This is a genomic window from Rhodococcus sp. SJ-2 (assembly GCF_053750035.1).
The window spans coordinates 1,089,718-1,110,950 of record NZ_CM132340.1 but is presented as its reverse complement, the minus strand read 5'-3'; the positions used below and the strand labels follow the sequence as shown (position 1 = coordinate 1,110,950).

Sequence of the window (21,233 nt, the reverse complement as noted above, 5' to 3'; positions counted from 1 at the left end):
TAGCGTGGGAATTGCCACCGATTGCACTGATTGGTTGGCATTGGTTCTACAGGAGGACTTCCGTGCGTTTTTCCCGAATCCAGACTCCCGAGGGCGCGCGCATCTGCGTGGTCGATGACAATGGCGCCGCACGCCCGGTCGCATTCACCGACACCGGTGCCCCGGTGGAAACGTTGCAGCAGATCATCTCCGGCGGCAGAGCGGCACTTTCTCGCCTCAAGGCGGACGACACCGCCGCGACAGGCTCGCTGCTCGCCCCGATCACCCCGCACCGCAACATTCTCTGCGTCGGACGCAACTACTCCGAACACGCCGCAGAGTTCGCGCGCAGCGGTTTCGACGCGACCGACAACAACACCGACCCCGTCCCGGAGCATCCCGTGGTGTTCACCAAGCCGGCAGCGTCGGTGATCGCCTCCGGTGAGCTGGTGGACCCGCACGTCGACATCACTTCCACCCTCGACTACGAGGGTGAGATCGGCGTGATCATCGGCAAGCGCGCCTCGAAGGTCTCCAAGGACGAGGCGATGAACTACGTGTGGGGTTACACGCTGATCAACGATGTCACCGCCCGTGACCTGCAGCATTCTCACAAGCAGTGGTTCATCGGCAAGTCGCTCGACACGTTCTGTCCGATGGGGCCGTGGGCCGTGTCTGCCGACGAGATCGACATCGACGACCTGCAGCTGCAGACCCGCATCAACGGTGAGTTGCGTCAGGACGCCAACACTGCCCAGCTGATCTTCGATGTGCCCACCATCATCGAGACCCTCTCGGCAGGAATTACCCTGGAACCCGGAGATGTGATCGCAACCGGCACACCCGTCGGAGTCGGAATCGGATTCGACCCGCCGAAGTATCTGGCCCCCGGCGACGAGATGATCGTCTCTGCCCCCGGGCTCGGTGAACTACGCAATGTGATCGCGGGTGTCGACGCACCCGAGGCTCTCACCCGAATCGGCTCTGGCCGGCTGTTCGTGGAGAAGACAGGAAGCGGCCCGGCCGTGGTGCTGATCCACGGACTCGGCGGCGCCAGTACGGTATACGAACCGCAGGTCGAGGCTCTGGCCGAGCAACACACCGTGCTGCGCTACGACCTGTCCGGCCACGGACGTTCCCCGGCGCTCGGGCCGAACAGCATCGAGAACTGGGTCGACGAACTCGTCGCGCTGCTCGACACCGAAGGACTCGACCGAGTCGACCTCGTAGCTCACTCGATGGGCACCCTGGTCGCCACCACATTCGCGGCCACCCATCCCGACCGGGTCGGGCATCTGGCGCTGCTGGGCGCGGTGCGGGCCCAAAACGAGCAGGCACAGTCCGCCACACGAGCCCGCGCCCGCACCGTCCGAGAAGGCGGCATGCAGGCAGTGGCCGACACCATCGTCGCCGCTGCACTCTCGACCGAAACCAAGGCCGCCCGCCCGGTTGCCGTCGCCGCAGTGCGAGAGCTGCTGCTCGGGCAGGATCCGGCCGGCTACGCGAACGCCTGCGAAGCCCTCGCCGCCGCCACCGAACCGAAGTTCACCGACATCGTCGCACCGACCCTGCTGATCACCGGAGACGAGGACAAGGTCAGTCCCACTGCCGTCAACGAGCAGTTGGCCGAGTCGATCACCGACTCCCGCCTCGAGATTCTCGACCGCGTCGGCCATTGGCACACCGTCGAGGACCCCGCCCGCGTCACGGCGATGCTCGTCGACTTCCTGAGCCGCTGACCAGCACACTCCTGCAGCCAACCGACCGGCGCACGCCGGGGCGGGAGCCGACCCTGCCCCCTGTGGGACAGCCTCGCCCCGGGCGCCACCTTCTCGCTCACCCCATTGCGCTTCCCGAAAGGAGGTGGACCGATGTCCACCACTGTGTTCACCAACGTCCGTATCTTCGATGCCACCGATGCCGATCCCTACATCGGCGAGGTCCGCGTCGCCGACGGCCGCATCACCGAGGTCACCGCCCGCACCGGCGCCGTCGACCGCACGGGCGCGCGGATCATCGATGGCGGAGGGAAGTTCCTGATGCCCGCCCTGTGCGATGCCCACACCCACTTCTCCTGGACGAACTCCGCCGATCTGCCCGGCCTCGGAACGATGGGCGTCGAGGAACACACCCTGCTCTCGGCCCGCTCCGCGTTGACCTACATCGACCACGGCTACACCATGTGCGTCGGTGCCGCTGCCGCCAAGCCACGACTGGATGTGGTCATCCGAGACGCCATCAACAGCGGCCAGATTCCCGGCCCACGCTACCTGGCGAACTGCCAGGAGATCGCCGTGACCGGCGGCGCATTGGTCGATGGCATCACCGCCTTTGCCGACGGGCCGGAGGAAATGCGTAAAGCTGTGCGCCGCAACGTCGAACTCGGCGCAGACCTCGTCAAGCTGTCGATGTCCGGCGAAGACATCACCGGAAACCAGCATGCCAAGGACAATTACTTCTCCGACGAGGAAACCGCCGCGGCCGTCACCGAAGCACACCGCCGGGGACTTCGGGTGTGCAGCCACGCCCGCTCCGGTGAAAGTGTGAAAATGTCGCTGCGTAACGGCGTCGACATCATCTACCACGCTTCCTTCACCGATGAGGAAGGCCTGGACATGATGGAGGCACAGAAGGACCGCATCTTCGTCGCACCCGGTATCAATTGGCTCGTGGCGACCCTCGAGGATGCCGGAGCGTTCGGCTACCCGTCCGAAGCGGCCGAAGCCGCGGGCTATCGCTACGAACTCGAGTGCGCCATCGAAGGACTCAAGAAGATGAAGGCTCGCGGCATTCGTGTGCTCCCCGGCGGCGACTACGGATTTGCGTGGACGCCTCACGGAACCTACGCCCGCGATCTCGCCCACTTCGTGAACCTCCTCGATTTCAGCCCCAAGGACGCCCTGTTGTCGGCAACCAAGCTCGGTGGCGAAATCATGGGGATGCCTGACGAACTCGGCCAGATCAAGCCCGGATACTACGCTGATCTGGTCCTGATCGACGGCGACCCGCTGGCAGACATCACTGTCCTGCAGGACAAGGACCGCATCGTCGGCATCATGAAGGAAGGCGCGTTCCACAAGGATCCCGTCAGCGGAAGTGAGCGGGGACTCGCCGAGGTCGACGAGATCCATCGCAGTACTCCCGTGCTTGCCTGACACTGCTCACATGTTTCCGGCGCACCGCCCGGTGTGCCGGAAACAGTGATGATCTCGTCGTGAGATCACTTGCGCCAGGCCCCCGGCGACTCGCCGTGCACCTGCCGGAATCGACGATTGAAGTACGCCGGATCTCGAAACCCGACTCGGCGAGCGATCATCTCCACCGGCAGGTCCGTGCCGGACAACAACAGTCGGGCTTCGGCCATCCGTCGTTCGGTGATCCACTCGCCGATCGTCCGGCCGGTCCGCTCGCGGACCACCGTGGTCAGATGTCCCGGTGACATCCCCACCACTTCGGCCACGTCCCGAGCCGACAGTTCCTGGGCGAAATGTTTCTCGATCACTCCGAATGTGTCGGCCAGGAGCGGCTCCTGACGATGCCGCAACTCGTCTTCCACATCGCCGCCCAGCCTGGCCACCTCGAGCAGTATCAACAGCAGGTACGCCCGCACCGCCAGATCGCTTTGGGGGCGAATGCCACGAAACTCAGCGTCGAGCTCCTGTAGGAGGCGCTCCCAACGGGGTCGGTCGGCCTCCTCTACATGGAAGAGACCGGCGTCGGTCTGGGACTCCGCTGCCAGAAACGGGCTGAGCAGTGGATTCGATCGCCACAATTGCAACGACTGGCCGAGTCCGGTCATGCCCTCCAACACCGTCGGAGAAAACTCCACTGCCCATCCGGTGGCGTCCTGCACCATCGACAAATCGTGCACCACGCCGGGAGGAAGCAGCACCACATCGCCCGGCGCGACCGGCACCATCCGGTTCATCACCATGTGTGGTCCCGAACCGGTGCGGAAGTAAAGCAATTCAAGATCATTGTGCCCGTGTGGGCCTGTCTGGACTCGCGGGTTGTCGGCCTCGACCGACTGCACATCGATCGCCGCCGACCGCGAACTACGGCCTCTGGCCTCGAACATCAACACTCGGGAGTCCATCATCCCTCACTCTCGGTGGCTGCACGACCCGCCCGAATCGTCTCCACGGTATCGCGTTCCTCCAGCACCCGACCTCGAGCCACTTCAGTTTCCTGGGCGCCGTCGCCCGGAGCGCTTTACTCACACCGTTGACGTCGACCATGCTGTGCGGTCGGAGGGCATCGTTGCGACTGTCGATGTTCCGCTGTTGCGTTCGATTCCGCCAGTGCGCTCGAGGGCGCCAGGCGAACCGACGCATGCCAGACGACGCAACCGGCCGGTGCATTCGGAGCGCGTCGTGGGCATGCTGTTCCGAGTGCTGCGTGATTTCACTGTTCGGCCACCACCACAGCAGTCAGCGCAACCTCCACCGACGCCCCGCCCGGCAGCGTGTACACGCCGATAGCGCTGCGCGCGGGCAGGTTGTCGACACCGAGTTCGTCCGCGATCACGTCGGAGGCCCCGTCGGCCACCGTGGACAGCGAGGTGAACCCGGGCGCGGCCGCGACATACACCACCATCTCCGCGGGCCGAAGACGTGAACCGGCAGGCAACACCGACCGCACCGCCACCAGTGCGTTGCGCGCGGCCAGTGCCGCTGCCGTAAATGCTTCCTCGACGCTGACCTCTGCGCCCACTCGGCCGGTGACGGTGAGTGCACCATCGAGGCGTGGCGTCATGCCAGCGGTGCGGATCGTGTCGCCTGCGAGTACCGCAGCGACATAACGGCCCTGCGGTACAGGAACTCGACGACTACTCGACACCGAGCACCACCCCTTCCTGCCGTGGATCGCTCCCACCACTCATGACCCCGCGCTCGTCGACCGACACGATCTGTGCGCTGCCCTCGGCACCGAAAGCATCGAGCGCCTGCACCTGATGGCCCATGTCCGAGAGTGCTCGCAGGACATCATCACCCACGCGTCCCTCGACGCGAAGCTCGGGAGCATCGCCGAGGGTGTTCGCGTCGGATCCGGGGTATGCCGTGAATCGTGGGGCCTCCACAGCCTCTTGGGGGTCGAGTCCGTGGTCGAGGAGGTGCGAGAGCAGTTGCATGTTCCACTGGACCTGTCCATCGCCACCCGGGGTATTGCCGACGTGCCGGAGCTTGCCGTCGTTACCGGTGACGATCCACGCGTTGAGTGTGTGTAACGGTTTGCGTCGCGGCGCTACCTCGTTTGGGTGGCCGTCGATCAGGTATGCCCCGCGACCGAGACGGTTGTTGAGGACGACGCCGGTTCCCGGCACCGTGAACTTCGCCCCGAATGTGAAGGCGAGGGAGTGGATGAACGAGACGGCTCTCCCCTCGGAGTCGACCGTGACGAGCGACGTCGTGTCGCCGCCCGATACCGCGAAGGCACCCACAGGTGCGCGAGATGCGAGGCGAGACCGGCCCGCAGCGATGTTCGTGGCGGACAGTGCGCGATCGACGCCCTCGTTGTCCGAACTGCACCAGCGCAATCGGTCCTCGAACGTGAGCGCTGCGGCGCGCGACATCCGGTCGATCGCCGAAGCACTCAGCCACGGCCCCGCGTTCAGCTCTCCATCGCACAGCGCGGCCTGTTGCAGCACCATCCATCCAGGGGTCGGCAGCGGAGTCTGGTGTATGGTCTCCTTCGCGTACACACCGGTCAGTGCAGGTTCGACGAGAACCGTCCCGCACTCCTCCCATTCGTCACCGCTGAACGGCGCACCGAATTCCTGCAGCCCCGCTACACATCGCTCGGCAAGCACTCCCGTGTAGAACGACGAAGGATCCGATGCGATGGTGCGGATCGTGTGCGCCAGATCGACTTGCGGGAGCCGGTCGCCCATATGGGGAGCGTCACCGGACGCCGTGTACACCGATGCGAGCCCGGCGTCGGCCCGGATGGCGTGGAGTGCTGTTTGTATGTCAGCGCGGGTCTTCGCGGAGCACGGCAGTCCGTGTTCTGCGATGCGCGCGGCAGGCTCCCACAGGTCGGGCAACGGCATGCTCGCCCCGCACGAGTGCAGGGCAGCGAGGGCGGCGGGGGCGCCGGGTACGGCGACGGCGAGTGCGCCGTCCAGTGGAATCGCGTCGAGTCCCCGATCCCGATAGAAGCCGGCAGTGCCTCCATCCGGTCCGTATCCACTGCCGTTGACGGTCCATACGGATCCATCCGGATCTCGCACCACCGCGAAGGCGTCGCCTCCGATGCCGCATTGTCCGGGCAGGGTCAGCCACGTCATTGCCGCCATCGCGAGTGCTGCATCGACCGCGTTGCCGCCGTCGGCGAGTACTCGCGCTCCCGCTTGGCTCGCGAGTGGGTGACTCGACGCAACCATGCCTCCGGTCGCCAGCGTGGCGGGGCGCCGTGCGCTCATGCCGACCTCATTCTGCGTCGGCGCGGGCCTTCCGGAGGTTCGCTGGGATCAATGCCGACGAAAATCTCGCCGTCGCGTTCTTCGCACGGGTAGGTCTTGATCGGCTCGGTCGCGGGCGGGCAGATCGGTTCGCCGGTCTCGAGGTCGAAAGCGCTCCCATGGCAAGAACATCCGATTCCGTCCTGCACGAGCTTGCCGGATGACAACAAGCAGTCGAGGTGAGAACAGTAGTTGGATGTCGCGTATGCCTTGCCGTCGAGTCGCGAGATCGCGAATTCGTACTCTTCAGCGTAGAAACGGCGTACGATCCCTTCGGTTACCTGCCCGGAACGGGCCACTCGCTTGAATTCCATGGTCTTCCTCCAGGTAGGTGTGCCGTATCGGCCGAACAGTCAGGCTTCGGATGACAGGTAGACGGTTTTCTCGGATTGGTAGAACTGCATGAGGGTCGGCCCTGCTTGTTCCTTGAACGTCTGGGTGCTCGACTGCTTGTAGCCGCCGAACGGCGCATTCATGGCCATTCCGGTGGTGGGTTGATTGACCTTCACCAGCCCGGTCCTCGATCCCGCGATGAATCGATGTGCATCCGGCAGGTTCTTCGTCACTATCGATGCGCTGAGGCCGAACGCGGTGTCGTTCGCCAGAGTGAGGGCATCATCGAACGAGGACGCGCGCTGGAAGGCGAGGATGGGGCCGAAAATCTCGTCGGTCAGCAGCCTCATGCCGGGAGCGGTGTCGGCGAAGATGGTGGGACGCACGAACAATCCGTCACTGTGCGGTCCACCGCAGACTAGTCGTGCCCCTGCGCCGACACCGATGTCGACGTATTCGAGGAATTTGTCGAGCTGAGCTGCGGAGGCGAGCGGTCCCATGGACACGCCCTGGTCCGAGCCGCGCCCCACCGTCAGAGCTTCGGTCAGTGCGATCACCTTTCCCAGCAGCGCATCGTGAATCTCGTCGACCGCGATCACGCGGCTGGTACCGGTGCATGCCTGTCCCGACAATCCGAACGCGCCCTTGACGATAAGTGCCGCAGCGGCGTCGAGATCGGCATCGGCGAGCACGACGACGGGGTTCTTTCCACCCATCTCCAGTTGAACGCGGCGTTCGGGACCGATTCCCCGGTGGATTGCCTTGCCGACCTCGGTGGAACCGGTGAATGTCACCGCCGCCACACGTTCGTCGCCAACCACCGCGGCACCGGCGCTGCCGTCACCCTGGACAAGGGCGATCGCGCCGGCCGGTAGTCCGCCGGCGAGTAGGGCTTCGACGAGGCGTTGGCCCATGAGCGGCGTGATCTCGGACGGTTTGAACAGCACCGTGTTTCCAGCGGCGAGAGCAGGCCCGAGTTTGCGGGACGGAATGTTGAGCGGGAAGTTCCACGGCGTGATCGCGCCCACAATCCCGATGGGTTCGCGCACGGTGTACACCGTGGTCGAGCCACCACCGGGGTAGACCGTGCCGGTTGCCCGGTGGGCCTCGCCGGCGTAGAACCGCAGGTTCATCGGCGTGCGGCTTACTTCCATTGCTGCCTCGGCACGGGTCTTTCCTTCTTCCCGGATCAACTCCTCGACGAGTGCTTCTGCATTCGCGGTGAGCTGATCGGCGGCAGCGTCGAGGATGGCGGCTCGTCGCTCCGGTGGGGTCGCGGCCCACTCGGGCGCAGCCTTGTCGAGCGCATCGACGGCGTTCTGCACATCGATGTGTTCCGACGCGGGGAAGGTGCCGATCAGATCGGAATTGTCTGCGGGGTTGCGTCGTTCGAACACTTTTCCGGAATCGGATGGTACCCACTTGCCGTCGATGAAGTTCGATCCGATGATCGTCATGCCTGCTCCAATTCTTCGTGCATTTCCCACAGGTCGGTGTCCTCGTCGGCGAGCAGGGCAGCGTCGACGCGCTCTCCGACCAGTTCGCGGGCGGCCATGATGTCTTCGCCTCGGTCCATCGCGAATGCAGCAGTGAGAACCTCGTCCGAGAGATAGAAGAGGGTGAACTCGCCGGTATCGATGTCGCCGCGGACAACCAAGCGTGTTGCACCGGAGGCGTTTCCTACGAACTGAATGTTTGTGTCGTATTGATCGGACCAGAACCAGTGAGGATCGTCGGAGAGCGAGTTGCGTCCGACGATCGTATCGGCGACCACACCCGCCTGCCGGTTGGCGTTGTCGAAATGTTCGACGCGGATGTGTCGGCCCGCGCGGGGTGAGTGTCGACTGGCAACGTCGCCCGCGGCATAGATGTTCGGCACCGATGTGCGACCGACGGCGTCGACTACGATCCCACCGTCGACGGCCAAGCCACTCGCAGCGGCGACTTCGACGTTGGCGACGATTCCGATACCGACCACCACCGCGTCGGCTTCGATGGTATCGCCGGTGGTCGTCGTAATTCGGACGCCTCGGTCGGAGGTGTCGAGAGCGGCGACGCCCGTGCCGGTGCGTAGGTCGACGCCGTTGCGGCGGTGAAGATCCGCGCAGTGGTTCCCGGCCCGCACTCCGAGGATGCTGCCGAGTAGGTTCTCTGCCTGCTCGATGACCGTGACATTCACACCGAGAGAACTGGCGGTCGCAGCGATCTCGAGTCCGATGAATCCGCCACCGACGACGGCGAGCGTTCGGCCCGGTGTGAGGCGCGGGGCGAGGGCCACTGCGTCGTCGAGGGTGCGGAGGTAGTGGACGAGATCGGGGCGGGGTCCCGTCGCCGCAATGCGACGCGGTCGGCCTCCGGTGGCGAGGAGTACGGCATCGGCGGTGAGTGTTCCGCCGTCGAATTCGATCGTGCTGGAGGCGGTGTCGACCCGTCGGACGGTAATGCCCGTGCGGATGTCGATGTCGTTGGCGTCCAGCCACTTCGGAGTCAGAAGCGACAGTGGCTCCGCCCCTTCGCGTCCCGCGAGGAATTCTTTCGACAGTGGGGGGCGCTGGTAGGGGGCGTGAGGTTCGTCGCCGAGCAGGATTATCCTGCCGTCGAAGCCGCGGCGGCGCAGGGTGCGGGCGGCGACGGCTGCAACCTGGCCGGCGCCGATGGTGACCACGGTGCGGACGGTCATGATGTGCACTCCCTTCCGGACACGGAACGCGGTGTGGGATCGATGTGGACGGTGTCGCCGTCGACGTGCACGGCGTACGTCGGCTGGCAGAGGTCCTGGTCTTCTTCGTACCCGGTGTCGAGGTCGAACCGCCATTGGTGACCGGGGCAGATGACGCGGCCGTGCAGCAACGTGCCCTTGGCGAGGGAGCGGTCCTGGTGGACGCAGAGGTCGGCGAAGGCGTAGATGCGGTCGTTCGCGTGGAAAAGCGCGATCGCCACGCCCTCTACGTCCACGCGGAGCTTGCGGCGCCGAGTCACCTCTTTGACGGTGGCGACAGCAACCCAAGTCTGTGGGGCGGACATTGTTACTCCTTCGCTCGTGTGCTGCGGGGCGGGAGCCTATTCGGGGCTCCCGCCCACGCTCGTCGGGGTCAGGCCGACGCCAGCTCCAAGTCGGGCGCGACGTAGCTGTCGTACAGGCCCTTCGTGTACGAGAAGCGCATCTCCGCACCCCACCGCACCAGCTGCAGGCAACGCTGCTGCAGCGCAGGGGTATCGGCGCAGTCGAGCACGATCTGGTAGCCGCGCTCCCCGTGGACGACATCGGAGGTGATGTGCAGATCGAAGAACTCGATCTCGTCCTCGGTGAATCCGTACACTTCTCGCAGCGGGATGATCTGCTTCTTGTAGATACTCGGTACCTGGGATTCGAGGCCGACCACGAGTGCAGCGGTGGCGACCACGAAGTGCTCGCGCTGCGAGACCGCGTAGCACCAGGCCTGAAGGCCGCGGGTGACAGCGTTCATGTTGTTCGGGTCTTCGATGCGTTCCTTGGTGGTACCGCATGCCTCGGCGAACTTGATGAGGAGGTCGGTGTGCCGGATGTCGGCGAGTTCCTCCTCGTACATGTTCTGGAGGGTGAAGTCCTTGGCGTCGGTGTAGTGGTCGGGGGTGTTGGAGTAGATGTTGGCGAGGTAGTCGGCGAACGGGCCGACGTAGTGATAGTGGTTCTCGGCCCAGCGGGCGAAGTGGTGCTTCTCGAGCTTGCCTTCGGCCCACGCCTTGCTGAACGATGCGTTCTTGGCCTCGCGGCCCTTGATGGCGCTTTCGAGTGCGGCGCGGAACTCGTCGCGTCCGAGCAGTTCGGTCATGAGATATGCCTTTCACGTTGATCGTGCGGGCGATGTCGGGCTTGCGGTATGTCCGCGACAGTGCGGTCCGAAAGTGGCTTGTATGCAGCTCGTTTCGGTGTCATCGACCTTAAGTGCGGGTGGGGTGTGCTGCCACGGTCACAATGAACGGAGGGAGCGGCTCGTCAGGGTCGATGTGCACGGGTTCAGTGGGTGGGTGCAGAGACGAGCGCTTCGAACTCGGCGAGCATCGCGGCGCCGACGGCCTTGTCCTGTTCACCGTTTCCGCCACTGATTCCCACTGCGCCGACGATCTGGCCGTCGTGGACGAGCGGGAAGCCACCGACGAAGACGGCGAATTTGCCGGGCAGCATGTGGCTGATGCCGAAGGCTTCGTTGCCGGGCAGTGCGGGGCCGTTGGGCGGTTCGTTGAACAGGTGGGTGGCCCGCTCGTGGCCGGCAGCTGTGAAAGCCTTGGCGATCGCGATGTCGACTCCGGTCAGCCGCGCCCCGGGAAGTCGTTGCAGTGCGATGACATTCGCGCTTTCGTCGCACACGCACAGGGTCTGCTTGACGCCGAGTTCCTCGGCCTTGGCGCGGCCGGCGGCGAGCAGTGGAAGTGCGTCGTCGAGGTCGATCCGATGAATTCGATGCATTGGTCTCCGCTTTCGAAGTCGGGGAATGGTTCGGCTTGTTCGGCCGGTGTCTCCGTGGTGTCGGGCCTGGCTTATTTCTAACAGCGCGACGACACAATCGGGATGGACAATGTAACCCCGCTTATCGGAATATCGTGGGCAGTGTGCACATGTTCGGGGGCTTTCTAGCTCTGGTATCTGATGTAGGGAAGTGCATGACGTTCCGTTCCCGCGCAGCGTCGCCGTCCACGAGGGAAGCAGGTTGCTGTGGAACCGAGTCCGCGCCTGACCGTCCGCGGTCTGCTCGACGAATCGCTCATGGCCGGTGCGCACGTCGCACCGGGCGGAGTGCATCTCGATCGTGCTCTCACCTGGGTGTTGCCGATCGGCGAGGTCATGGGCCGGTACGACGACCTCTCCGGCGTCGCGGTGTATGCGCGGCCGGAGTCGCTCGCGGCCAATACGCATGCGGTGTCAGCGATGGCGGCGCGCGGCGCGGCAGCGCTCATCGTCGACGGTGCGCTCCCCACCCTGGACGCTCCGTTGCCATCGGGCCTCCCCGTCATCGAACTGGACATTCCCGTCGGATTCGCTGCGCTCAACAGGTTGCTCGCTGAACGGTCGCTGACACAGGAAGTGCACGTCATGCGCTACTCCGCGCTCGTGCACTCCACGCTCGCCGGGCTGCTCCACCGGGGTGCAGGCTTGGCCCTGTTGATCAAGGAAGTGTCGTCACTCGCGCAGCATCCTGCGCTGGTCCTCGACGCCCGTGGTCAGGCAGTCGCCCATCACGGTATCGATCGGGAGATGGTCGACGAGATCGCACAGAAACTCCGGGGTCCTCTTGCCGGCACGTCGGGAGCAAGCAGACAACAGCACCACGACACACGCGTAGTGGAGGAGACTGCGGGCGGCGTGCGCTGGACCTGCACCGCCGGCGCCATCCGGCTCGGTAGGCGATTCGAGGGATGGGTGGTGATCCTCGCTCCCGACCCGGCTCCGGGACCACACGACCTCGCTCAACACGCGGTGGTCACCGAGCAGGCTTCCGCCATCATCGGCTCCGAGATGTTGCGCCAAAGCAGCGTCGACGAGGCCGAGGAACGTGCGCGCGGTGATTTCGTTCAAGCGCTCGTGCACGGCAGCTTCTCCAGTCGGCACGACATGGAGGCTCGCGCCGAACATCACGACATCGATCTCACCTCGACGTTCGCGGTGTTCGTCGCCCCCGGTTACAGCGGGAACCCCGCGGCGCCGGGTGGTGAGGAAGCAAGCGGGCTGCTGCGGTTGGCCCGGTACGCGGCCAGTGTCCTGCCGCACCCTTCGGTGCGGTCGTATGTGACCGTGATCGGCGACGCTCTCGTTGTGGTGCGTTCACTCCGGTATCGCGATGCTCCCGACATCGAGGCAGAGATCGATGAGTTTGCAGATGCTGTGGCACAAGACCTTTCGCGCCGTAGGGGTAGTCCGGTCCCGGTCGCGCATGGGGTCCCTGCGCTGGGTGCCGACCAGATCCGGGAAAGCTACCGGCAGGCCCGGGTGGCGCTCGGGATCGGGCAGCGGATGGGTATGTCGGGTTCGGTGTCGTACCACGATCTGCGTGGGTACGGTGTCCTCGAACTCGTCGCCGAATCGGACCGTAGTCGACGATTCGTCGACGACGTGCTCGGCTCCCTCCGGCCCGGTAGCGATCTATACGACACGCTCGTCGCGTATCTAGGTGCCGGCGGGAACGTCAATGCTGCCGCACGCGAACTCAGCGTGCACCGCAACACCATGCTCTCGAAACTCGACCGGATCTCGCGTGCAATGTCGATGGACGTGCGGGTACCGGAGAACCAGTTCACAGCCTGGCTCGCGGTCAGGCTCGAGCTGCTCGACCGCCTGCACACCTCTGTCGATCGTGAGATCAACTACCGTTGAGAGTGCGCATCGGTATCTCCGGTGGGGCGAAGCTCGGCGGCATCTTCGGGATCGCGTCCGAGGTACGAGACGGCGAGTCCGAGGCAGGCGACGACAGCGCACACGACGAATACGACCCCGATCGACCACGCCGAGAGCGCGATCGTCACCCATGCCGCGCCGACGGCGGAGCCGCCGAAGCGGATGAGGTTGAAGACCCCGAGTCCGGTGCCGTGTGCGCCGGCGGGGGAGCGGGTCGATCCGGCCGCAGCCGGTGTCTGAACGGCGGCGATTCCCGCTCCGCTGACAGCGAGTACGACGGCAACGAGCCATAGGTACGGCTCGTCGTTCGACAAGACGGCCCCGAGCGCGCCCTGCATCACCACCAGTACGGCCAAGCCGAACCGCAGGACGCGTCGTGCGCCGATCCGATCTGTCGTACGCCCCACCAGCGGTGCGAGTACGGCCATCACCGCCGGGAGCGCGAAGAGGACCATGCCCGACGTCGCAGTGGACTCTCCCGTCGCCGTCAATCGGATCGGTACCGCCAATAAAGCCGTTCCGAGACAGAACATCTGCGTGAACGCAGCAACCGAGCTCCGGGCGAAGCGAGTTTCGACCAGCAGACGCACATCGACGAAGGGGACAGATACGCGCAGGCAATGCGCGACGAACCACCCGAGTAGCAACACGGACGCGGCGAGCACCACCGGAGGCGCAGCGGGCGCCACCCCGCCTTGGCCGAACATGCTCAGACCCAGAATGATCCCTGTAGCTCCGGCTGTGAGTGTCGCCGCGCCGACCACGTCGAGACGCATGGGTCGCCCAGGGAACGCGGGGATCCACCGCAGTGTTCCAGCGAAGCCGACCAAGGCGATCGGAATGAGGGGGACGAACACCCACCGCCAGCCCCAGCCGCCCGCGACGAACCCGCCGAGCGACGGGCCGATCGCCTGACCGATCCCGTTGACGGTTGCCCAGGCCCCCACGGCACGCGCGCGACGCTGCGGATCGAACAGCCACGCGATCAGACCCATCACCGCCGGAGCGAAGGCTGCTGCCGCGACACCGCCGAGCGCTCGCCACGCGATGAGGACTTCGAGGCTCGGTGCCGTTGCCGCTCCAGCGGAGCACACTGCGGTTCCGAGCAGGGCGGCGCAGTACACACGCCGGCGTCCGAAGCGGTCACCGATGTATCCCGCGAGTGGCATTGCCGCTGCGAAGGTGAGGAGAAAAGCGACGGCAAGCAGAGCGCCGTCCTCCAACGATGCATCGAAATCCGAAAGTATCTGGACAAGAGGAACGTTGATGATGTTGTTACTCAAAGTTCCGACGAGAGTGCCGGCGAGGAGCGCGGACAGTGCGAGGGGGGTACCGGTGTCGGATGCGTCCGGCGACGCCGCAGGCACCGTGGTGGATGTTGTCATCGAGCTCCTGAACCAGTCGAACTGCACGGCCCTGTGCGAGCCGTCGCTCCACTTTCCCACCGTCGACCGAGCGTGTGCATCAGCGTCGTGGGGGCAATGAGCACATGCTTGGGCTGCTGGTATGGACACTGTGCACAGCAGGCTGTCGAATGACCAGGACGCCTCACGCGCGACACATGTTCGTAGCAATCTTCCACATTCGTGCGACCCGATGACACGAAATCGCAAAAGTGGAACACATTGCACATGTAGCGTTCCGGGCACTGTGCATGGTTCTCGTTGACCAAGCATCACGGAACGCGGAAAGTTCCTCGAATACAGCCCTCGATCCGCTCCGCTCTCCTGTTGGAGGACATGCCTTGGACGTACAACTCACCGCCGCCCACTGGGTCTATCTGGGCGGCATTCTGGTCATTCTGGTCATCATGGCGATGCGAAAGAACATCGTCGTGCCCGCAATCGTCGCAACGTTCCTGACCGCATTGGTGTTCTCCGGCAGCATCGTCACCGGCCTGTCTTCCATCTTCAACGCGAGCCTGGTGGCAGCGAAGGAACTCTTCAACATCTTCCTCATCATCGCGATGGTCACTGCGATGCTCGGCGCGCTGCGTCAGCTCGGCGCAGACCGGATGATGGTCGCGCCGTTCCGGCGTGTGATGCGTGCCGGGACGAGCAGCTTCCTGGTTCTCGCCGCCGTCACGTATGTGATCTCGTTGTTCTTCTGGCCGACTCCCGCCGTCCCCCTGGTCGGCGCGGTGCTGATTCCCGTCGCCATTCGGGCAGGCATGTCTCCGCTGTCGGTGGGCATGGTCATCGCGATCTGCGGCCAGGGGATGGCGTTGTCGTCGGACTACATCATCAAGGTCGCACCGGGCATCTCCGCATCCGCCGCGGGTGTCGACACTGATTCGGTGGCCGACAAGGCGCTCGTGCTTTCGCTCATCGTCGGGGGTACCGCTCTCCTGATCACCTACTTCATGCAGAAGAAGACCTGGCGCACGCCGTCGCCTGACCTGCTCGTCGAGTGGGAAGCCGAAGCAGATCGGGGAATCGGCGATTCACGCTCGCGTGGTGATGCGTCCGATGATCTTTCCGGTGGCGCCGGAACGTCGAAGCCGGTGCCGACGAACCCGACCGGCAGGCCGACGGGTGGAGGTTCGCAGACGGTCACGACGACTGCCGTGCTCGTCCCCGCCACGAACCCGTTCCCCGCCGAAGTCGCCGACGCGGAGAAAGAACGCCGCGGCACCGCAAAAGCGTTCGCGATGCTCGTGCCATTGGCCTACCTGGCGTTCATTGTCTACCTGATGTTGGGTAAGTTCACCGAGGTCGTACCACCCCTGCAGGGCGGCGACGCCGCTGCGATCGTCGGCGGTATCGCGGCACTGGTCCTGTTCGCCGCCGCAGCATCTACCGATCGTGGCGGCTTCCTCGAGACGACTTCGGACCACCTCGTCGACGGCTTGGTGTTCGCGTTCAAGGCCATGGGCGTTGTGCTGCCTATCGCCGGGTTCTTCTTCATCGGCAACCCCGACTTCGCGGGCGCGATCCTCGGTACTCCCAAGGGTGAGACTGCCCCTGCGATCTTGTTCGATCTCGTCACCGCGATCCAGGCACACCTACCGCAGAACGCGTTCGTCACGTCGTTCGGGATCCTGCTCATCGGCTTGGTCGCGGGGCTTGACGGTTCAGGATTCAGTGGACTTCCGCTCACGGGTGCGTTGTCGGGTGCGCTCGGTCCTGCGGTCGACGTCGATCCGTCGACGCTCGCGGCCATCGGGCAGATGGGCAACATCTGGGCAGGTGGCGGAGTGATCATCGCGTGGTCGTCGCTCGTTGCGGTCGCCGGTTTCGCTCGCGTGCCCGTCCTCGATCTCGCCCGGAAGTGTTTCATCCCCGTCATCTCCGGGCTCGTCCTGTCGACGGTGTTCGCGGTGTTGATGTTCTAGCGTCCGCACGACCAGCAGCGGTAACACGTGCTCAGTGCCCGAGCCGGTCGACATTCGCCATGATCACAGCCCGAAGTTCCCGCTCCGGTTCGTTCAGCACACTCCTCCGGGAGGCGAGAACGAACTCCAGCTCGCCTGCATTCGGCAGATGACGGCCGGCCGTGCGAACCTGCTCGAGCCCGCTCGGCGGTAGCCGGCCGGCGTGGAGAACGATCCCGAGGCCGGCGAGGGCGGCTGCTCGCAGACCGTTCAGGCTGTCTGCGACGCAGGTGATGCGAGTGCTCAGACCGGCTTGGTGCAATGTGTCGAGTGCGATCTCCCGTGTGAGGGACGGCGGGGGATAGGTGACCAGCGGAACGGGACCGTTCGGTTCCCACGCGAACCCTGGGGCGGCGAGAAATTCCAGCTGATCGCGGAAAACCAGCTCGCCGTGGCGATCGCCCGGACGGCGTTTGCCGAACATCAGATCGAGCTCGCCGTCGTCCAATTTCCGATGGAGTTCCTCGCTCAGGGCGACGGTGAGCTCGAAATCGATCCGCGGGTGACTACGCCGGAATTCGGCGAGGATCAGAGGCAACTCGTGCAGGACGAGGTCCTCCGAGGCCCCGAACCGGAGCCTGCCACTGACTTCCGATTCCGCGAAGTATCGTCGTGCGGTCTCGTGCCGGTCCAGGATCTCCTGGGCGAATCCGACCATCACGCTGCCGTCTGCGGTCAGCTCCACCGAGTGCGTGTCGCGTATGAAGAGCCGGCGACCGATCGCCTGCTCGAGCTTGGCGATGTGCTGGCTGACCGTCGATTGCCGCAGACCGAGTCGCCGGGCGGCGAAGCTGAAACTGCGATCGCGCTCGACCGCGAGGAAGCTGCGCAAATGGATGGGATCGAACACCCCCGTATTCAATCACGTTTCGTGATAGCAGTAACCACGGCGATCGTCTTCTTGAATGAGCATGGCTCGCTTAATGTCGAACCATGCTCACCAAGATCCCCCTGCTGAATCGACTGGACCCCTTTCTGATCGGCATTCTCGTGACTGTCGGCATTGCCGCGCTCCTGCCCGCAGACGGCGCCGTCCTGACCGGGTTCGGATGGGCGTCGAAGATCGCGATCGGACTGTTGTTCTTTCTCTACGGCGCGAAACTGTCGACAAGCGAGGCGTTGGACGGTCTCAAGCATTGGCGTCTGCACGCGACCATCCTCGTCACCACGTTCATCGTCTTCCCGTTGCTGGGTATCGCCGCGAAGGTGCTCGTGCCCTGGTTCCTCAACGACCCGCTCTACCTCGGACTTCTGTATCTCTGTGTCCTGCCGTCAACGGTGCAGTCGTCGATCGCTCTGGTGTCCGTGGCTCGCGGAAACATCCCCGGCGCAATCGTGAGCTCTTCGGCGTCGAGTCTGCTCGGAATCTTTCTCACGCCGCTCCTCGTCGCGGTATTGATGACCTCGCAGGGTGTGCATATGAGCGCGGCGGCCGTGATCGACATCGTGGTCATGCTGCTTGTTCCGTTCATTGCCGGGCAGCTGCTGCGCCGCTGGATCGGCGGGTGGGTCAAGGAGCACGGCGGGCCTCTCAAGATGGTGGACCGAGGTTCGATCATGCTCGTGGTGTACGTCGCTTTCAGTCGCGGCATGAACGAGGGGATCTGGTCGAGCATTTCGATACCGCGATTGCTCGCGCTCGTCGCAGTGTGTGTCGTGCTCCTCGCCATCGTTCTGGCTCTCACCTGGTACACGGCGCCACGCCTCGGATTCGACTTCGAGGATCGGGTGACGATTCTGTTCTGCGGTTCGACCAAGTCGCTGGCGACCGGCCTGCCGATGGCAACGGTCTTGTTCGCCGGCCAGTCGATCGGGCTGATCGTTCTTCCGCTCATGCTGTTCCATCAACTCCAGCTTCTCGTATGCGCTTCGATTGCTGCGCGGTTGGCGAAGCGCCAGAACAGAATTCCGGTCGAGGTGTAGTGACGCACATTTGGGCAGTGCGGATGGTTGCCTCGGTGTGTCCGAGGCTCGAGTCCGCAGTGAAGTTGACGAGAAGTCATAGACGCGTTGGGCGGAAAGCTGGAAGCGCGCGGGAAGGAGTGCCCCGTAACGATCGCCCCCTGTTTGGGCGCAGTCGGGATCGACGGCACCGCGCTGTGCTGAGGACCGCGCCGACTGTCGGGCGCTACTCAGTAGAAATGGTGGAAGAGCGTTTCGCGGGCACCACAGCAGGCCCGGGACTCTCGTCGAGTGGAAGCGGGTGCAGCGGGGGCAGTAGCGCTGGAATCGTCGGCTTGATCGGTTCGTATGCCGGCGCCGTGCCCGCGACAGGTGGCTCGCGACCCTCGATCGCCGAATACATCAGTGCCGCGGCGACGGCGGCCGCTACAAGGAACGACCAGAATGCGATGTTGCGTCGGCGTCGCCGCTGACTGGGAGCTCGAGAACGGAGGACCATGCCCACATGATCGAGCCTGATTTGGGCGTTGTTACCGATTCCTTGTCCTTCTATTAGATGAATCTTTTAGTAACAGGTTTATACGGGTGACGAGCTGGGCAGAGATGGGTGCCGCGCTCGCGAGAGCCGGAGGGGCCGCGAAACATGCGCGATGACTCTATGTTTCGGTCCACGTGAAGCGTGACGAGGGCGGGCGATAAATTCGGTTCGGGACCGATGGCCCCATCCTCGGAGTGACCAATGCGAGCAAATCCGCGCTGGTTACGTTCCGTCGGTAACGATGGAGGACATTTGTGAGATGTGGTGGGTGGCGATATCCGAATGGCGGGAATCGTCGCAGAACAACCGTGAGCCTTGGAGACCGCACTGCTTCACCACTGCGCACATGCGAGGGGCATGTGGGTACTGGTTTGTTGCGCTCCAAGGCTGCGGGCATGTCTGGGGAGGACTGAGCTGGTCTCCGAGGAGGCCGGCGCGAGAATGGTGAGAAAGTGGTCGTGATCCAAGAACGGGGAGCCGATGGTTGCGGAGCATCGGCGGTGCGCATGTTGCCGAATCGCCGGCACGCCGCGGCGAACCGTTGGCAGTGGCAGTCGGCGTACGCGCGGGGCTTGTTCTGGACCGACAGTGTCGTCGTCGTGCTGGCGGTATTGCTGGCACATGCGGTGCGGTTCGGCCACGAGAACGTGCTGAGGGTGGAGCCGATCAGCACGCTGAACTACTCCGTGATTTCGGTCGGGTTCGCTGTTGCATGGTTGGCCGCTCTGAAAGCGTTTCGTACTCGTTCTCGGCGGGTGATCGGTGCGGGATACGACGAGTATCAGCGCGTCGTGTCGGCGACGCTGTGGTTCTTCGGTTTCATCGCGATCGTCGCGCTGGTGTTCGGTCTCGAGCTGGCGCGGGGGTATCTCGCGATCGCATTGCCTGCCGGTCTTGCGGCGCTGCTCGTCAGTCGCTGGATGTGGCGAAAAGTAGTGGCGCGTAAGCGTAGCCGCGGGGAGTATGCCACATCTGTACTGGTGGTCGGTGGTGCACGGGCGGTGCGGCACTTGGGCCGGACATTCGAGGGCAAGCTCACGGACGGCTACCGCGTGGTCGGAGTGTGTGTGCCCGCGTACTCGGGATCGTTCGGCGAGACGATCGATGTCGATGGCCGGGAGGTGCCGATTTTCGGCGATGAGCATTCGGTGGCCGAAGCGTTGGAGTTGTCGAATGCCGACACCGTGGCAGTGACGGCGACGGAGACACTCGGCCCCGAGGGAATCAAGGATCTGGTGTGGCAGCTCGAGCCGCTCGACGCTGATCTCGTGGTGGCGACGGGCGTGGTCGACGTGGCCGGACCGAGGTTGGAAATGCGGCCGGTCGCGGGCCTTCCGCTGATCCATGTCGAGAAGCCCAGCTATCACGGTGCAAAGCGTTCCGGGAAGCGGATCTTCGATCTGACGTTCTCGCTGGCGGCGCTGTTGCTCTTAGCGCCGGTGTTCGCGGTGGTGGCGCTGTTGATCAAGTTGGACAGCAAGGGGCCGGTGTTCTATCGGGCTGAGCGGATCGGTCTCGACGGCGAGCCGTTCGGGATGATCAAGTTCCGGTCGATGGTGACCGAAGCCGACAGGATGGTCGAGGCGTTGCTGGCCGAGAACGAAGGCGCCGGACCATTGTTCAAGATGCGACAGGATCCGCGGGTCACGCGCGTGGGCCGGGTGCTTCGAGGGTTCAGCATCGATGAACTGCCGCAGTTCATCAACGTGTTGCGCGGTGAGATGAGCGTGGTGGGTCCACGTCCGCCGTTGCGGCGCGAAGTGGAGAACTACTACGGGCGGGTCAAGCGTCGTCTGCTGGTTCGTCCCGGTGTGACGGGCTTGTGGCAGGTGTCGGGTCGGTCGGATCTGTCGTGGGACGAGTCGGTGCGGCTGGATCTGTCGTACGTGGAGAACTGGTCGATGGCGACCGATGTGCTGATCATCGGGAAGACCGTGAAGGCCGTGCTCGCGCGCGAGGGCGCTTACTGACGAAGACGACGCGAGCCCCTGTCGCTACGGGCGGGTTCCATGGCCGGTGCCACGGTCAGGACGGCGTGTCTGACGTATCCTCCGCAGCATGGGCAAGCTTCAGCAGGGAATGAGAGCGCAAGCGAGGTGTCCAAATCGAACGGCACCCTCAGCGGCCTGCGTTTATGGAGCACACAGCAAGGCCCAGGCGCGCATGTACCGGGAGATCGGTCGCTGGTCGACCCTGCTTGAGCGCCGCAGTAGTGATCCCTGGTCGAGTACCTCGATGCTGGAACCATACTGAACGTAAACGCCGAGCTCGTTGGCTC

General features: G+C 64.4%; 18 protein-coding genes. 6 read left to right on the top strand and 12 right to left on the bottom strand.

Annotation, left to right across the window (positions count from 1 at the left end; all coding sequences use genetic code 11):
• The first annotated feature begins 62 nt into the window (after positions 1-62).
• Both ACSYG9_RS04970 and ACSYG9_RS04965 read left to right on the top strand, forming a co-directional pair.
• Positions 63-1,718, top strand: coding sequence for a bifunctional fumarylacetoacetate hydrolase/alpha/beta hydrolase family protein (locus ACSYG9_RS04970; protein ID WP_454841410.1), 1,656 nt, complete (start codon positions 63-65; stop codon positions 1,716-1,718).
• A gap of 132 nt (positions 1,719-1,850) precedes the next feature.
• On the top strand, positions 1,851-3,134 hold the full coding sequence (locus ACSYG9_RS04965; protein ID WP_454841408.1) for an amidohydrolase family protein: 1,284 nt from the start codon (positions 1,851-1,853) through the stop codon (positions 3,132-3,134).
• 65 nt (positions 3,135-3,199) lie between these two features.
• Here ACSYG9_RS04965 and ACSYG9_RS04960 read toward each other — a convergent pair whose 3' ends face one another.
• The 9 genes from ACSYG9_RS04960 to ACSYG9_RS04920 all read right to left on the bottom strand — a co-directional run bounded on the left by ACSYG9_RS04960 (position 3,200) and on the right by ACSYG9_RS04920 (position 11,219).
• Positions 3,200-4,057, bottom strand: coding sequence for a helix-turn-helix domain-containing protein (locus ACSYG9_RS04960; RefSeq protein ID WP_440127541.1), 858 nt, complete (start codon positions 4,055-4,057; stop codon positions 3,200-3,202).
• Between the two features lie 326 nt (positions 4,058-4,383).
• A complete protein-coding gene (locus ACSYG9_RS04955; protein ID WP_440126086.1) occupies positions 4,384-4,818 on the bottom strand; it encodes a RidA family protein in 435 nt (144 codons plus the stop codon).
• A complete protein-coding gene (locus tag ACSYG9_RS04950; RefSeq protein ID WP_440126085.1) occupies positions 4,808-6,400 on the bottom strand; it encodes a gamma-glutamyltransferase in 1,593 nt (530 codons plus the stop codon). The genes ACSYG9_RS04955 and ACSYG9_RS04950 overlap by 11 nt, the downstream gene beginning before the upstream one ends.
• Positions 6,397-6,753: a Rieske 2Fe-2S domain-containing protein gene (locus ACSYG9_RS04945; RefSeq protein ID WP_440126084.1), complete on the bottom strand. Its 357-nt coding sequence runs from the start codon at positions 6,751-6,753 to the stop codon at positions 6,397-6,399. The genes ACSYG9_RS04950 and ACSYG9_RS04945 overlap by 4 nt, the downstream gene beginning before the upstream one ends.
• Positions 6,754-6,792: 39 nt before the next feature.
• On the bottom strand, positions 6,793-8,229 hold the full coding sequence (locus ACSYG9_RS04940; protein WP_440126083.1) for an aldehyde dehydrogenase family protein: 1,437 nt from the start codon (positions 8,227-8,229) through the stop codon (positions 6,793-6,795).
• Positions 8,226-9,452, bottom strand: a complete 1,227-nt coding sequence (locus tag ACSYG9_RS04935; protein WP_440126082.1) for an FAD-dependent oxidoreductase — start codon at positions 9,450-9,452, stop codon at positions 8,226-8,228. The genes ACSYG9_RS04940 and ACSYG9_RS04935 overlap by 4 nt, the downstream gene beginning before the upstream one ends.
• On the bottom strand, positions 9,449-9,796 hold the full coding sequence (locus tag ACSYG9_RS04930; RefSeq protein WP_440126081.1) for a Rieske 2Fe-2S domain-containing protein: 348 nt from the start codon (positions 9,794-9,796) through the stop codon (positions 9,449-9,451). Before ACSYG9_RS04930 ends, ACSYG9_RS04935 begins: the two co-directional genes overlap by 4 nt.
• A gap of 68 nt (positions 9,797-9,864) precedes the next feature.
• Positions 9,865-10,584 carry a TenA family transcriptional regulator gene (locus ACSYG9_RS04925; RefSeq protein WP_440126080.1) on the bottom strand — a complete coding sequence of 240 codons (720 nt, stop codon included), beginning with the start codon at positions 10,582-10,584 and terminating at the stop codon, positions 9,865-9,867.
• A gap of 185 nt (positions 10,585-10,769) precedes the next feature.
• Complete coding sequence (locus ACSYG9_RS04920) at positions 10,770-11,219, bottom strand: heme-binding protein (RefSeq protein WP_440126079.1); 450 nt, start codon at positions 11,217-11,219, stop codon at positions 10,770-10,772.
• A 246-nt stretch (positions 11,220-11,465) separates the two neighbouring features.
• On the opposite strand from ACSYG9_RS04920, the gene ACSYG9_RS04915 reads away from it, so the two are divergent.
• Positions 11,466-13,121 (top strand): helix-turn-helix domain-containing protein, encoded by a 1,656-nt coding sequence (locus ACSYG9_RS04915; RefSeq protein WP_440126078.1) that lies wholly within the window; start codon positions 11,466-11,468, stop codon positions 13,119-13,121.
• On the opposite strand, the gene ACSYG9_RS04910 is transcribed toward ACSYG9_RS04915, so the two are convergent.
• Positions 13,112-14,527 (bottom strand): MFS transporter, encoded by a 1,416-nt coding sequence (locus tag ACSYG9_RS04910; RefSeq protein ID WP_440126077.1) that lies wholly within the window; start codon positions 14,525-14,527, stop codon positions 13,112-13,114. The genes ACSYG9_RS04915 and ACSYG9_RS04910 overlap by 10 nt on opposite strands.
• A 359-nt stretch (positions 14,528-14,886) precedes the next feature.
• Here ACSYG9_RS04910 and ACSYG9_RS04905 point away from each other — a divergent pair, with 359 nt between their 5' ends.
• Positions 14,887-16,476 (top strand): hypothetical protein, encoded by a 1,590-nt coding sequence (locus ACSYG9_RS04905; RefSeq protein ID WP_440126076.1) that lies wholly within the window; start codon positions 14,887-14,889, stop codon positions 16,474-16,476.
• A gap of 31 nt (positions 16,477-16,507) precedes the next feature.
• On the opposite strand, the gene ACSYG9_RS04900 is transcribed toward ACSYG9_RS04905, so the two are convergent.
• Entirely contained in the window at positions 16,508-17,365 is an 858-nt protein-coding gene (locus ACSYG9_RS04900) for a LysR substrate-binding domain-containing protein (RefSeq protein ID WP_440126075.1), read from the bottom strand.
• A gap of 83 nt (positions 17,366-17,448) precedes the next feature.
• Here ACSYG9_RS04900 and ACSYG9_RS04895 point away from each other — a divergent pair, with 83 nt between their 5' ends.
• Positions 17,449-18,438: a bile acid:sodium symporter gene (locus ACSYG9_RS04895; protein ID WP_440126074.1), complete on the top strand. Its 990-nt coding sequence runs from the start codon at positions 17,449-17,451 to the stop codon at positions 18,436-18,438.
• A 205-nt stretch (positions 18,439-18,643) separates the two neighbouring features.
• Here ACSYG9_RS04895 and ACSYG9_RS04890 read toward each other — a convergent pair whose 3' ends face one another.
• The gene (locus ACSYG9_RS04890) at positions 18,644-18,916 is read right to left on the bottom strand and encodes a hypothetical protein (protein ID WP_440126073.1); all 273 of its coding nucleotides are present in this window, start codon (positions 18,914-18,916) and stop codon (positions 18,644-18,646) included.
• Between the two features lie 545 nt (positions 18,917-19,461).
• Here ACSYG9_RS04890 and ACSYG9_RS04885 point away from each other — a divergent pair.
• Positions 19,462-20,925, top strand: a complete 1,464-nt coding sequence (locus ACSYG9_RS04885) for an exopolysaccharide biosynthesis polyprenyl glycosylphosphotransferase (protein WP_440126072.1) — start codon at positions 19,462-19,464, stop codon at positions 20,923-20,925.
• The last annotated feature ends 308 nt before the right edge of the window (positions 20,926-21,233 follow it).

Excerpts from the sequence above, each read along its gene's own strand:
- ACSYG9_RS04965 (WP_454841408.1), top strand. The coding sequence starts at position 1,851 with ATGTCCACCACTGTGTTCACCAACGTCCGTATCTTCGATGCCACCGAT.
- ACSYG9_RS04960 (WP_440127541.1), bottom strand. The coding sequence starts at position 4,057 with ATGTTCGAGGCCAGAGGCCGTAGTTCGCGGTCGGCGGCGATCGATGTG.
- ACSYG9_RS04950 (WP_440126085.1), bottom strand. The coding sequence starts at position 6,400 with ATGAGCGCACGGCGCCCCGCCACGCTGGCGACCGGAGGCATGGTTGCG.
- ACSYG9_RS04945 (WP_440126084.1), bottom strand. The coding sequence starts at position 6,753 with ATGGAATTCAAGCGAGTGGCCCGTTCCGGGCAGGTAACCGAAGGGATC.
- ACSYG9_RS04940 (WP_440126083.1), bottom strand. The coding sequence starts at position 8,229 with ATGACGATCATCGGATCGAACTTCATCGACGGCAAGTGGGTACCATCC.
- ACSYG9_RS04935 (WP_440126082.1), bottom strand. The coding sequence starts at position 9,452 with ATGACCGTCCGCACCGTGGTCACCATCGGCGCCGGCCAGGTTGCAGCC.
- ACSYG9_RS04930 (WP_440126081.1), bottom strand. The coding sequence starts at position 9,796 with ATGTCCGCCCCACAGACTTGGGTTGCTGTCGCCACCGTCAAAGAGGTG.
- ACSYG9_RS04925 (WP_440126080.1), bottom strand. The coding sequence starts at position 10,584 with ATGACCGAACTGCTCGGACGCGACGAGTTCCGCGCCGCACTCGAAAGC.
- ACSYG9_RS04920 (WP_440126079.1), bottom strand. The coding sequence starts at position 11,219 with ATGCATCGAATTCATCGGATCGACCTCGACGACGCACTTCCACTGCTC.
- ACSYG9_RS04910 (WP_440126077.1), bottom strand. The coding sequence starts at position 14,527 with ATGACAACATCCACCACGGTGCCTGCGGCGTCGCCGGACGCATCCGAC.
- ACSYG9_RS04895 (WP_440126074.1), top strand. The coding sequence starts at position 17,449 with ATGCTCACCAAGATCCCCCTGCTGAATCGACTGGACCCCTTTCTGATC.
- ACSYG9_RS04890 (WP_440126073.1), bottom strand. The coding sequence starts at position 18,916 with ATGGTCCTCCGTTCTCGAGCTCCCAGTCAGCGGCGACGCCGACGCAAC.
- ACSYG9_RS04885 (WP_440126072.1), top strand. The coding sequence starts at position 19,462 with ATGTTGCCGAATCGCCGGCACGCCGCGGCGAACCGTTGGCAGTGGCAG.